The organism is Pedobacter sp. B4-66 (genome assembly GCF_018492665.1).
Taxonomy (GTDB): domain Bacteria; phylum Bacteroidota; class Bacteroidia; order Sphingobacteriales; family Sphingobacteriaceae; genus Pedobacter.
The window spans coordinates 36,527-49,876 of the sequence record NZ_JAFVME010000012.1; the positions used below are offsets into that span (position 1 = coordinate 36,527).

Annotated in this window: 11 protein-coding genes; 10 read left to right on the plus strand and 1 reads right to left on the minus strand. The window is 37.5% G+C overall.

Going from position 1 to position 13,350, the window contains the following annotated elements; genetic code table 11:
- The first annotated feature begins 1 nt into the window (after window position 1).
- From J1905_RS19020 to J1905_RS19040, 6 genes are read left to right on the plus strand one after another with little or no spacing between them, the layout of a single operon-like run.
- Entirely contained in the window at window positions 2-1,432 is a 1,431-nt protein-coding gene (locus tag J1905_RS19020; protein WP_214228814.1) for a GspE/PulE family protein, read from the plus strand.
- A gap of 38 nt (window positions 1,433-1,470) precedes the next feature.
- Window positions 1,471-2,241, plus strand: coding sequence for a hypothetical protein (locus J1905_RS19025; RefSeq protein WP_214228815.1), 771 nt, complete (start codon window positions 1,471-1,473; stop codon window positions 2,239-2,241).
- Between the two features lie 56 nt (window positions 2,242-2,297).
- Window positions 2,298-2,420: a hypothetical protein gene (locus J1905_RS23765; protein ID WP_284445132.1), complete on the plus strand. Its 123-nt coding sequence runs from the start codon at window positions 2,298-2,300 to the stop codon at window positions 2,418-2,420.
- On the plus strand, window positions 2,420-4,381 hold the full coding sequence (locus J1905_RS19030; RefSeq protein ID WP_214228816.1) for a type II secretion system protein GspD: 1,962 nt from the start codon (window positions 2,420-2,422) through the stop codon (window positions 4,379-4,381). Before J1905_RS23765 ends, J1905_RS19030 begins: the two co-directional genes overlap by 1 nt.
- Window position 4,382: 1 nt before the next feature.
- On the plus strand, window positions 4,383-5,600 hold the full coding sequence (locus J1905_RS19035) for a PilN family protein (protein ID WP_214228817.1): 1,218 nt from the start codon (window positions 4,383-4,385) through the stop codon (window positions 5,598-5,600).
- A 33-nt stretch (window positions 5,601-5,633) separates the two neighbouring features.
- On the plus strand, window positions 5,634-6,140 hold the full coding sequence (locus tag J1905_RS19040; RefSeq protein WP_214228818.1) for a hypothetical protein: 507 nt from the start codon (window positions 5,634-5,636) through the stop codon (window positions 6,138-6,140).
- 22 nt (window positions 6,141-6,162) lie between these two features.
- Here the strand turns inward: J1905_RS19040 and J1905_RS19045 are convergent, their stop codons facing one another.
- Complete coding sequence (locus tag J1905_RS19045) at window positions 6,163-6,774, minus strand: hypothetical protein (protein ID WP_214228819.1); 612 nt, start codon at window positions 6,772-6,774, stop codon at window positions 6,163-6,165.
- Between the two features lie 284 nt (window positions 6,775-7,058).
- Here J1905_RS19045 and J1905_RS19050 point away from each other — a divergent pair, with 284 nt between their 5' ends.
- The 4 genes from J1905_RS19050 to J1905_RS19065 all read left to right on the plus strand — a co-directional run bounded on the left by J1905_RS19050 (window position 7,059) and on the right by J1905_RS19065 (window position 13,345).
- Window positions 7,059-7,946 carry a hypothetical protein gene (locus J1905_RS19050; protein WP_214228820.1) on the plus strand — a complete coding sequence of 296 codons (888 nt, stop codon included), beginning with the start codon at window positions 7,059-7,061 and terminating at the stop codon, window positions 7,944-7,946.
- A 6-nt stretch (window positions 7,947-7,952) separates the two neighbouring features.
- Complete coding sequence (locus J1905_RS19055) at window positions 7,953-8,726, plus strand: hypothetical protein (protein WP_214228821.1); 774 nt, start codon at window positions 7,953-7,955, stop codon at window positions 8,724-8,726.
- Between the two features lie 32 nt (window positions 8,727-8,758).
- Window positions 8,759-9,592 carry a hypothetical protein gene (locus J1905_RS19060; protein WP_214228822.1) on the plus strand — a complete coding sequence of 278 codons (834 nt, stop codon included), beginning with the start codon at window positions 8,759-8,761 and terminating at the stop codon, window positions 9,590-9,592.
- Window positions 9,593-9,886: 294 nt separating this feature from the next.
- On the plus strand, window positions 9,887-13,345 hold the full coding sequence (locus J1905_RS19065; RefSeq protein ID WP_214228823.1) for a hypothetical protein: 3,459 nt from the start codon (window positions 9,887-9,889) through the stop codon (window positions 13,343-13,345).
- Window positions 13,346-13,350: the final 5 nt, after the last annotated feature.

Here is a 13,350-nt window from a genome sequence, read left to right on the forward strand (position 1 = left end):
AATGAACGCTCAAAATCACGATTTCAATTCGACTTTTATTCATTCCGTAAGTAAGGAACAGGCCTGGCATTACCGCGTATTGCCTAAAGACAATACCACCGATGGTCTTGTTTTACTTTGTGACGAGGCGGCGGATCATCATCAACTTGCGGATGAGCTGGAAATCGTACTTGGAAAAAGCATTACCCTCGAAAGCCACCCTGCTGCTACCATCAGCATGTTGCTAAATAAACATTACCTTAAGGAGAACGGACAGCATCAATTCCAAAAGATGGCATCGGCCATTGAGGGTGAAGGCTTTTTGAATGATCTGATCCGCGAGGCAAGAAGCCTAAAAAGTAGTGATATTCACATTGAGATTTACGAAGAGCGTTGTCGCGTAAGGATTCGTATCGATGGGATGATGGTGGAACGCTATATCCTAAAAAGAACAGAATACCCGGCGCTCATCAACAAAATCAAGATCATGGCAAATCTTGATATCGCAGAAAAACGACTCCCCCAGGATGGAAGGATTAACTTCAAAAACGGAGAAGAACAATTCGATATTCGTGTTTCTGTATTACCTACACTTCACGGAGAAAAGGTTGTCCTTCGTCTGTTAAATAACAATGCAGCTAACATAGATCTTAATCATGTTGGCTTCTCTGATTTTGACCTTGCAAATTACCTGCAGGGGGTTAAAAGACCCAATGGGATTATACTCATAAGTGGGCCAACCGGTTCTGGTAAAACCACTACCCTGTATGCAACACTTAAATACCTGAATAAGGAAACCAGAAATATCTTAACCATAGAAGATCCGATTGAATATACACTGGCAGGCATCAACCAGGTGCAATTGAAAGAAAGTATCGGCCTTACTTTTGCTTCTGCCTTGAGAACATTTCTGCGACAAGATCCTGATGTGATCATGGTTGGAGAGATTCGTGATCCTGAAACGGCAAACATGGCGATAAGGGCAGCTTTAACAGGCCACCTTGTGCTCTCAACTGTCCATACCAATTCTGCCTGGGGCACGGTATCCCGACTAATGGATATGGGCATCCCATCGTTTTTGGTGGCCAATACCTTGAATACTTCGGTTGCCCAGCGACTGGTCAGACTTTTGTGCAAAAACTGCAAAGAAAAGGCGGAGTTTGATCCCGCAGCTTATCCTAAACAATTTAAACCTTTCGCCCCGGTAGCTGAACATTATGTTGCCAAAGGTTGCGAGCATTGCTATTATACTGGTTATAGCGGTCGTAAAGCTGTGTATGAGGTTATTCCACTCGATCAGGAATTAACTTTTGAAATAAAGCAAGGCAATATGTATGTGAATCCATTATTGGAAGCAAGGGGGATAAGAAGCTTGGCTGAAAACGCCTTTGCATTATTTGCCTCTGGTGATACAACTATTGATGAAATATACCCATTATTATTTACAAACTAATTAACGCTTTATCATTTTACTATTAATTGAATAAAAATATGAATCTATGCATAAAACTAATAGTGTCATTTTTAATGGCGATTCCTGTCTTTGCTAATGGCCAATGGGTAACAAGTGGAGCCAATATTTATAGTCCTGTTGTAGGAAATGTTGGAATAGGAACAGTAACTCCCTTAGGTAAGCTAGATGTAAATGGTAATATACTTCTTCCAGGGTCAAGTGTAAATACAATGCTAAGACCGGCAGTTGCCTCGACTCGTATAATGGGTGAAATCGCAGGATATAGTAAAACTGCACTTGGGGCTGATGATGGTTTTTTGAGACTGTCAGCAGGTGGAGGCACTAATTCATGGACAAAATCATTTATCGATTTATCGGGATACTCTGTTATTCCTGATATGGAAAGAAATATTACGTTTGGAACCGCGGGTGTAGAGCGCTTACGAATCACAAATAATGGGAATGTAGGCATTGGGACCTTAAGCCCTAAAGAAACCTTATCTGTAAATGGGAAAATAAGAGCACATGAAATTAAAGTGGAAACTGCTAACTGGCCCGACTATGTGTTTGCAGAAGATTATGAGCTTCCTAAATTGGAGGAAACGCAAAAATACATCAAGAAATACGGTCACTTAGAAGGAATCCCCTCAGCAGATGAGGTAAAGTCTAGTGGGGTTGCTTTAGGGGAAATGAATGCGAAGCTATTAAAGAAAGTTGAGGAGTTAACCTTATACATAATAGAACAAAATGAAAAGATGAAGAACGTAATGGAACGCTTGGAAAATTTGGAAAAAAGTGATAAAAAATAATCTGATTGGTTATTCCAGCTAACTTGGAATTAACTTTTGAAATAAAGCAAGGCAATATGTATATTAACCCATTATTGGAAGCCAGGGGGATAAGAAGTTTAGCCGAAAATGCTTTTGCGCTATTTGCCTCTGGTGATACAACTATTGACGAAATATACCCATTACTATTTACAAATTAATGAACGCTCTAAAGATCAACAACAAAGGATTCGTGTACGCATTGATCTGTACCCTGCTGCTATTGCTCCAGGTAAATGCCCTCGTAGCACAAACACCAGAATCAGAAGAAAGGGTTAGGAGAGTAGAGGAACGCTTAAGAAATCTTGCCATTACCGTTCCCGGCCTGAACCAAAAAGTCCAGATCAATTTATCAAATGTTTCTGCCCAGGAGTTTTTACGTGCCCTTGCACAATCAAACAACCTCAACATTAACATAGATCCTAACCTCAATTTTAAGGTCTTTAACAATTTTACCAACGAAACGGCTTTGAATGTCCTGGTATTTCTGACCAAAGAATATGGATTGGATATTAACCTGATCGGTTCTATCATGTCGGTGGTAAAAGTTCAGGAACCCATACAAAGAATTCCGGTAAAAGAAATCAATGCCAGTTACAATGCCCAGAACAACACACTGAGTGTTGAATTAAACAGTGATACACTCTCCAAAGTGGCCAAAAAGATTACCACGGTCTCTCAAAAGAATGTCGTAGTACCTAGTGCGCTGCTAAATAAAACAGTTACCGCATTTTTAGCTGATGCCCCTTTTGAAGATGCATTGAATAAAATCGCATTTGCCAACGACTTAAAAATGGTCAAAACAAATGATAATGTTTATGTATTTGAAGCGCTTGCTGAGGGAGAAGAATTGTATATCAATAGCGATAAAACTACTGCAATTAGAAGAAATCCTAAGCCATTAAATATGGGTGGTAATGCAGCCCCAGGTAATTTCAGGCTGTCGAATAGGATTGTAGAAGGTAAACCATTGGTGAGTGTGGATGCCGTTAATGTACCGATCATTGATCTGGTAAAAAATGCTGCGCAGGAAATCAATGCCAGCTACTTTATGTACTCTAATATTGCCGGTAACATCACTTCAAGGATTAACGACATCAGTTTTGATAATTTGTTGACTTCTGTATTTCAGGGGACGGAATACACTTATAAATTAGAAAACGGTATCTATTTAATTGGTGATAGAAGGGTTGAAGGACTACGTTCCCATAAATTACTGAAATTACAGAATCGCTCTATCGACACCATTCAAAATATGATCCCTATGGAATGGAGAAAAGGGGTAGAGATCAAAGAATTCAGAGAACAAAATACAATCCTTTTATCAGGGTCGACACCGCAGATTGCAGAAATCGAAGCTTATGTAAAGCAATTGGATAAGCTTGTCCCAATGGTATTGATAGAGGTTACACTAATTGATGTGCGTAAAGGGAAAAGTGTCAAGACAGGAATCACCGCAGGAGTTTCTGATAGTGTAAAACGAGGAGGAACTGTATTCCCGGGTCTGGATTATACCTTTGGAGCCAATTCCATTAACGACCTGTTAGGCCGACTCGGAAGAAATAACTCGGTCAACATTGGCCGCGTAACCCCTAACTTTTATGTCAGGTTAAGTGCTTTAGAAACCAATAGCAATGTAGAGGTACGTTCTGTTCCTAAACTTTCAACGCTTAATGGGCATGTTGCCAATTTGAGTATTGGAAGTAAGAGATATTATGTCAACAAGACCCAGAACGTGATCCCATCGCTTACCACTCAAACCACCATAACAGAACAGTTTGTTCCGGTAGAAGCTAACCTCGAGGTGAAGATCAAACCAATAGTTTCCGGTGATGATCAGGTTACATTGAATATCAAGGTCGATATCTCCGATTTTATTGGCGACCCACCCGACAATGCGCCACCTCCAACCTCTACCAGTAAGTTCGAATCTATAATCAGGGCTAAGAATGAAGATATGATCGTATTGGGTGGATTGGAACGTACAGAAACTGTTGAAAGTGCATCTGGTGTACCCTTATTGTCAAGGATACCTATATTAAAATGGCTTTTCAGTAGTCGTACCAAATCAAATAGCAAAGTGGTTACCATAGTCTTTATTAAGCCTACCATCATCTACTAGTATGTCTGCCTTATTGAGTTTAAATGCTAATTTAACTGCCTGCGCCGGCGCAGAGGTTCATCTTAAACAAGATGGATCTTATGATGTTAGGCTGCTTAAGCTGTCGTTAAATAAAAAACTCATTCAGATAGATTCCAAGAAAAGATACGAGGGTTCTTTAACTAAAATTATTACCGATCCTTTAACGGAACCTCTTGCAATTACCCTTACCGGTAAAGGTGTTTTAATTAAGAAAACAAGCCGGCTGGATGTAATTTCAGAAGGTAGTTTACAACATCTTTTTCCTGCATTTAAACTCGCGGAGTTCTATGTGCAACATTTTCCGGCAGGGGAGCATTCTTTTATTGCAATCGTAAGAAAAGAAATTGCCGATGCGGTGATCGAGGCGTTTAAAAAGCAAGGGGTTGAGATTTTTATGTTAAGCCTCGGACCTTTTATCGTTGATCAGGTTATTCCTCAAATTAATGCTTACGAAGGTGCTTTAAAGTTCGATGGCCACCAGGTTACGCTAAATGCAGATAAGGACTGGTCGACCTACATTTATGCTGCGGATATAAAATCCGGTTTTCCATTAAAGATTGATATTGAAACAATACCCGAGGAGTTTTTGCTTGCTTATGCAACAGCATTTCAGTTCATCTTAAATGATAAGCTAGACCCTATTGTCGCAGATTCAGACGCACTCAGTGAAAAGCTGACAGAGCTTGGTGCTAAGTTAAAGTTTAAGAAATATGGTTCTATGGCCCTTTTCTTTTTCTTTGGAGTCCTAATGCTCAACTTTTTGATGTTGAGTACCTACAATTCAAGTAATCAGGAGCTGATGAGTAAGGCAGGTCAGCAGTCGTACATTTACGAAAACCGACAGAAGCTGGAGGAGGAAGTGAAGGGAAAAGAGAACCTGGTTAAGAAGCTGGGATGGAACAAAGGGTATAGCTATGCTTATTTGTGCGACCAGATTGGCAGTTCTGTTCCTAAAGAGGTACTACTTGATGAGTTGCTAATTAATCCACTCTCAGGAAGTGCCTCGGGACTAATTAAGGAGACACAATTGGAAACCGGAAGCATGATGATTAAGGGGCAGACAAGTAGCGTGTATGCGATAAATAACTGGATCTATGATTTGCAGCAAAAGAGTTGGGTTAAAAATGTTCAGTTGGAGAAATATACCGCCGACGATCAAAAAGAGGCACAGGTTTTTACCATATTATTAAAGTATTGATAGATCATGCTCAATAGGTTTAGTTACGTACAGATGAATAAGTTATTGCTCCCTTTATTTGGGATAGGCTTGCTACTGTGTTGGTTTCTGGCTTTCGATAAAACTTTTGAGGCGGTTAAGCTAAATAATAAACTGACAGAAGATTCAAGATTCGGTAGTGATATTTCATTTAACCCATCTTATGCGCAGAGGAAGTTATCTGCTTTGGATAAAATACTAAAGAGCTATAAAGTCGCTGAAGACTGGAATGATAAACTATGGATGCAATCATCTGCTGTAGCCACCAAGCAGAATGTTGGAGTAGATTTTGTGTTAAATAAAGCATCTAATGAAGCTGATAGTACAAGTGCCGGTAGAACACAGGCGTTATACTTTTATAGCAATTATGTACAACTGATTAAACTGGTTGATACCCTTGAAAGTTTAGGCGGTATCGGAAAAATAGCCGCCTTGCAGGTTAAAGCTCCGAAGGCCGATCCAACAGACGATAAAAGCAAAAAGTGTGTATTGAGAGTCGATTTCCGGGGTCTTATCAAATAGATATTAACTTAAAATAGTTTGCTTATAGTTTTTCAGTTTTCTTTTTCAATTTGGCAATTTCCTTTTCTTGCTGAATAAGGTGTAATGTTAGCTCCTCAATTTTTTGCAGGAGCTTTTTATTCATATCCCCTAAGTCTATTCCTTCTTTTTCTATAGACTCCGCAGAAGGAATGCCTGGCAAATGCCCATTGGTTTTAATAAATTGCTCTATACTAAAAAGGGATAAGTTTTTATAATCGGGTTTAAATACATAATCTGGCCAGCCCGTGATTTCTACTTTAATTTCCTTAGCCCTTATTTTTCCATTAACAGAAAGCTTTTCTGTTGGGTCGGTTATTCCAATCCCGACATTGCCAATGTCAAAATTATAGGAACTACCATAAAAAACTAGCTTTTGATTTATTGATAGGTTTCTGGACTGGATAAAGGCTGTTGATGTATTTAAAGTTCCTAAGTATATTCTTGCAGACCCTGATGTCCCAATAGTGCCAAATCCATTTACATCTAGTTTAACCCCATTTTCAGGAGTAAGGGTGCCAATGCCAACGCCACCATTTAAAGGAAAGGAATTTGTTTGAGCCATCACAGCACCTGTGACGAATAAAGCTAAAGTAAAAAGAGCAAATTTTTTCATTTTGTTTTCAATTAAACTTCATCAATATAGCAATATTTAACTAAATTAGATTTAGTTAACCTCTCTCATCTTATGCGCTCTAAAATCTCATTTTACAGACTGCCTCAGCTATCTATCAGCATGCTTTTATTATTTGTTTTTGCTTCAATCGAACGATGGATCCAGAATCTATTCGATCTAAATGCCAGCTGCGCTGTATTTTGGAGACTCCAGCTAATTGATCAATAACAAGAAATCATAATCTTATGATCGCTTCATAACCCCTAAAAACAAATTATATTCTGATGAAAAAAATATACATTTTAGCTTGCCTGATATTTTTATTTGTATCGTCGAGGGCACAATCTTATGAAGCATTAACCTACAATCTTAATGGTACTCCAGTTAATGGTGTTAATATAAAAACACAGCTACCCTTTACAAATGGTAGTCAGATGATCAGTTTGAAAATCGAGGGTTATGTTTATGGCACTGGAGAGATTATTGACCTTAGTGTTTCCTGGTACATATATAATGGAATTTTTAGAAGCCCAACTATATCTACGGCTGGAAGTTATACACCCGAAGTATTTCTGACAAATAATAATGGGTTCGTCAATGTCTTTATTAATGACAAAGTATATTATCAAAGATTTAGGATCACAGCTTTTGCGAAAGGGATGGGCGAACAAAGCTCTTGGTTTCAGGGGTGGACCACTGCTGATGAGGTTATGCAGGGTACACAGGCAGTTAACTTAGTTTATAAAAACAATTTCATGGGAACGGTCACTAATCAGGGCAATCTCTATTCTTTAGGTAATGTTGGAATCGGAACTAGTGACACTAAAGGGTATAAATTAGCGGTTAATGGAAAAATCCGAGCGCAAGAAATAAAAGTAGAGGCTACCAACTGGCCGGATTATGTATTTGACGATAGTTATAAAATTATGCCATTGGCAGAATTGAAAGAATACATAGGAATTAATAAGCATTTACCTGATGTTCCATCGGCAAAGGAAGTTGAATTAAATGGTGTGAACCTGGGTGAGATGAATAAATTATTACTTAAAAAGGTTGAAGAGCTAACCCTTATGCTAATCAATCAGAATGATAAAATAGAAAGTCAGGATCAACGAATTAATAAATTAATATCTGAAATGACTGATAAGAGTCCCCGAAAAACTAAGAAATAACACTATATGAAAAAACACTTAATGACAATAACTATTGCCTTAGCATCATTTTATGCGCAAGGGCAGAACCTGCAACAGGTAACTGAAAATGGGAATAGTACAACAAAGAATTTATATGTGGGAATATCAGAAGCCACTGCAATATCAGATGGGGCTGTTCCCCAGAAGTTAAATCTTGCTGGAAAGCTGAAGTTTTTAGGTTTACCAAACGAATTTACCTTCGGTTTGGATGCAAACCAACCAACAATATATAGGAGCGGTATAAATACCGCAGGTTATCCATTTAATAATTATGACAATCTGATTTTGCAGGCTGGTGTTCAAAACAGGGATATCGTTTTTGTAACGGGTAGTACCCCATCTATAAAAATGTCTATAACTGGTATTGGTAATGTTGGAATCGGAACTAGTGACACCAAAGGGTATAAGTTAGCTGTTAATGGAAAAATCCGAACGCAAGAAATCAAAGTAGAGGTTGCCAACTGGCCTGATTATGTTTTCGCTAAAGATTACAAACTCCCATCTTTAGGAGAAATGGAACAACATATCAAGGATAAAGGCTATTTACCTGGAATTCCTTCCGCAGAAGAAGTAAGAAATAACGGAGTTGATCTCGGAGAAATGAATGCTAAACTTCTAAAGAAAATAGAAGAATTGACATTGCATTTAATCGAAAAAGAACATAAAGACGAGCAATTGCAGGTTGAGCTTAAAGAGCAAAAATCAATAGTGCTAAAATTAATTACTCGATTAGATTTACTTGAAAACAAAACCAAATAAAATTATTTCTTATCCAAAAACAAACTCTTTACATGAGAAAAATAGCTGTTATACTTTGTCTTTTATTTTCTTTTTTATTAGCGAATGCACAGTCATACGAAGTGCTAAACTATGATTTTGCTGGCACACCTGTCAATGGAATAAACATAAAAACAAACCTTCCTTTTGAGCATAAATCGCAAATGATAACCCTAAAAATTGAAGGGTACAACTATGGAGTATCTGAGACGATTGACCTAAAATTGGTTTGGTATATCTTTAGTGGAGAGTTTACAAATACCTCCATATCATCAGCCGGTAGCTTTACACCAGAAGTCTTTCTGACAAATAAAAATGGTCTGGTCAATATCTATATTAATGATAAGGGTTATTACACTAGATTTAAAGTGACGGCTTTTGCCAAAGGTCTGGGCGAACAAAGTAGTTGGTTTCAAGGATGGACTACTGCCGATGAAGTTATGCAAGGTACGCAGGCAGTTAACTTAGCCTATAAAAATAATTTCAAGGGAACGATAACTAATCAAGGCAACCTCTATTCTTTAGGCAATGTCGGAATCGGAACTAGTGACACCAAAGGGTATAAGTTAGCGGTTAATGGCAAAATAAGAGCCCAGGAAATCAAAGTAGAAACAGCCGGCTGGCCCGACTATGTTTTCGCTAAAGACTATCAACTCCCATCTTTACAAGAAACGGAACAGCACATCAAGGATAAAGGTCATTTGCCAGGAATCCCATCAGCTGAAGAAGTAAAAGCCAATGGAGTTGATCTAGGAGAAATGAATGCTAAACTGCTTCAAAAAATCGAAGAACTTACACTTCATTTGATAGAAATTAAAAAGGAGCTTGATGATTTAAAGAAAAAATAAAAGTATGTGTCTTAATTTTTTTTAGTTCAAAAATGTTTTACTACCTTGAGCTTAGTTAATTCTCTCATCTTATGCGCTCTAAAATCTCATTTTACAGACTTCCTGAAGTATCTATCAGCATGCTTTTATTATTTGCCTTTACCCTAATCAAAGGGAAGGCACTGTGCTCCGCTTGTCTTAAACAGTCAGACAATAATAGAACGGACAATCAGTACTCTTATCATGAATAGTCAGGTGACAGATGATTAGTTTGAATAAAAAATTTTATCCTCCTAAAAAATATCATAAAATATAATGAAAAATCTGTATAATTTTACCTGTATACGTGCTGTAATACTTGTAGTTTTTTTATTTAAAACAAGTATTGGCTTTGGCCAGTTTAATCCAAATAGTTTTGCAAATGGGATTTTGCCTAATGTTACTCCGGTTTCTTCCGAGGCGTACTCTTTGGGTAAATTTGGCAATTGGCCGGTATCCTTGTATACCGGATTAGTGAATGTCGAAATTCCAATTTTTCAAGTCAAAATTGGAAATTTTGAGGTTCCTATTCAGTTGTCGTATCATAGTGGCGGTATTAAGATTGATGAGGTGTCATCTTGGGTAGGAACAGGATGGGCTTTGAATGCCGGTGGAGCAATTACAAGAAGTATTGTGGGTTTAGCAGATGAAAGTCCAAATGGATTCTTGTCTAAAAATAAGAGAAATGAGTTCCTACAGTCAAGCTATAATTTAAACTACCAGAATGACTATGTCTCCTTAAGGAAAGCAGCAGATGGACTTATCGATACAGAGCCTGATATTTTCTATTATAATTTTGCCGGACATTCAGGTAAATTCTATTTTGATAAACAAGGAAATTTTCAGGCTATACCTGTTAATTCATTAAAACTTTTAGTATCTCCATTAACCAATTCAGTATCTTCTGTCGATAAGCATTGGGAAATAGCTGATCTTGAAGGTAATATTTTTCATTTTGGATCATTCGATTATGCAGGTAATGGTAATGAAATTACAAAAACTCTAACGGATGGGATTCCGAGGCAAACAACAGAAAATTTGTCAGCATGGTATTTAACAAAAATTGTATTAAAAAACAATGCTGATGTTGTGTATTTTGATTATATAGACAAATTTGAACAATATTTTTCAGGGCATGTGTATTCCTATAAAATAGGTGATTTAGCACCGACTACAATTTCGGCAAACATGATTGAAGAAGACGAATTAAATACCAATGCCATTTTAGATAATGGAGCACGTATTACTGGATTGCCAAATGTAACATCAATTGTAAACAGCGGAAAATCAGTTCTTAAGAAAATTAGATGGAACAGTGGTGAAATTGTATTTGATGCCCTCCTAAACCGAACTGATATTACCGGCAAAAATTTAACCTCCCTAGTTGTTAATGATAAATTGGGACAAAAAATTAAAGAAACAAAATTCTTTTATTCTTCTTTCAACCAACGCTTTTTTTTAGATAGTTTAGCTGAATATGGTTCCAATAGTGTAAGAAAATCCAGCCATGTTTTTAACTATAACAGGGCAAATGAATTGCCGGTAAGGAATTCGAATGCTCAGGATCATTGGGGTTATTTTAACGGTGCCAATTCCAATACCCATTTGTTGCCTGCAGTACCTGAGATTAATAGTCCAATATTAAACGCGAATAGAGAACCCGAAGAGTTTTCTATGCAATGTGGGGTTTTGAAACGGATATACTACCCTACGGGCGGGTATACTGAATTTGATTATGAAGCTAATCGCTATGATCCGGCGAGTGTGCCAGGTGGGGGTAACCCACCTAGTGTGGTTGTCTCAGCAACAGCTGTGGCGATGGCAAATGATCCCCAGTCTAGTGTAATCAATCGCATCGAAACATTTAGTATCCCTTTTACTCAGAATAATGTAAGTATAAAATTAGAATTTAGGAACTACCTTAAACCTGCAACAAAAAATGATGGCTGGTTACCACTGATCCGTATTGAAAGCATTACCAATCCTGTCAATGTATATTATTATTGGGATGCGTTTGATAATTTTACCAGCAATCCACAGCCGAAACCAAATGGTTCAGTAGATTTTGATATCAATCAAATTCTTACTTTACCCCCAGGAGATTATAGAATTGTGACTAATTTAGTCTGTGCCAGAAATAATTGTTATAGCCCAGCTTTGCCGAGCATTAAGGCGATTTTAAACTATCAAACACATGGTTCTGCTCCAGTTATTGTTAATCCAGTGGCTGGGGGCTTAAGGATAAAACAAACAACCAGTTTTGTTAATGGTATCGTTGCTACACGTAATCAATATACCTATGCTCCCGGTAAATTATTAATGTACCCAAAATATGTTCATGAATACGGCGAAGATATTTGGAAGATGAGTGAATATTATAAGAACCCAGAAGAGACGGGAAATACTACTTATACTTGTTGGACATTATTTATAAAATATAAAGAAGCTATAAGTTCAGGCCAAACCATTCTGGCTTTTACTCAAGGTTCTCCGGTAGGTTATGTAAATGTGAGTGAGACTAGTATTTCGGAGCAGGGGGTTAAAAATGGATATATTGAATATGAATATTCATCTGTTTCGGATGTTTTAAATCAAATCAATATCGATCACTCGTATTGGGCTAGCACGCTTATTTTAGATAGAGCTACTCCTTTAAACAGTAGCGAATATAAACGAGGTCTTTTGTTGAAAAAGAGTACTTATAAAAGAAAGGTTGATGACTCTTTTGCAAAGATAGCTGAGCTTGAAAATACGTATGAATTTAATGATCTGAATACCAGTAATCGCTATAATAGTTTGCGGGCCATGCGGGTAAAAAAAATGAGGGCTGTTGATTATCCGTGTGGTGTGGGCAATTATTACTATAATTTGCCAAGTGGAGATTTTTCTCCGGATTTTGCATACACTTTTTATGATGTGATTTCTGGATGGGTACAAAACAAGTCGACTAAGGAAACCATTTATGATGTAAATGGTCTAAATCCTGTTAGTACAACAACGCTCCAGTATTATGATAATCCATATCATTTACAGGTTACAAGGACTGAAAAATCTGATAGTAAAGGAAGTCTTGAACAGCGTTCCTTTTTGTACCCCAATGAGATGGTGAGTTTGGGACGTGATCTAACAGGTGTGTTTGCTAAAATGGTTGCCAAAAACAATATTAGTCCTGTAATAGAACAAAAAATCAAAAAAAATACAAGTCAGATGACCACAGTAACCAGCTATAAAGATTGGTATAATGATGGACAAATTATTCAACCTGATTACATTACTACTCAAAATGGTACAGAAGCAGCAGAGCCTCGGTTTAGGTTCTATGGATATAATAATACAGGACATGTATTAGCGGCGTCGCAAGAATTTGGGGCACAGAGCGTTTACTTGTATAGCTATAATAACCAACATCTCATAGCGGAGATTAAAAATGCAGATTATAACACCGTAGTAACCGCCCTGGGGGGAGCATCCGCTGTAAATACTTTTGCAAGTAGCATTCCTGCCAGTAAGACGTTAGTTGATAATTTCTTAGCGCCAATCCGAAATAGTACCACCACCTTTAAAGATGTCCAGGTCACTAGCTATACTTATGAACCTTTGGTAGGAATGAGAAGTATGACCGATCCTAAGGGCATGACCACAACTTATGAATATGATAATTTCCAACGGTTAATGAATATTAAAGATCAGGATGGAAACATAGTGAAAAGCTATAATTATCATTACAAACCCTAAGCGCT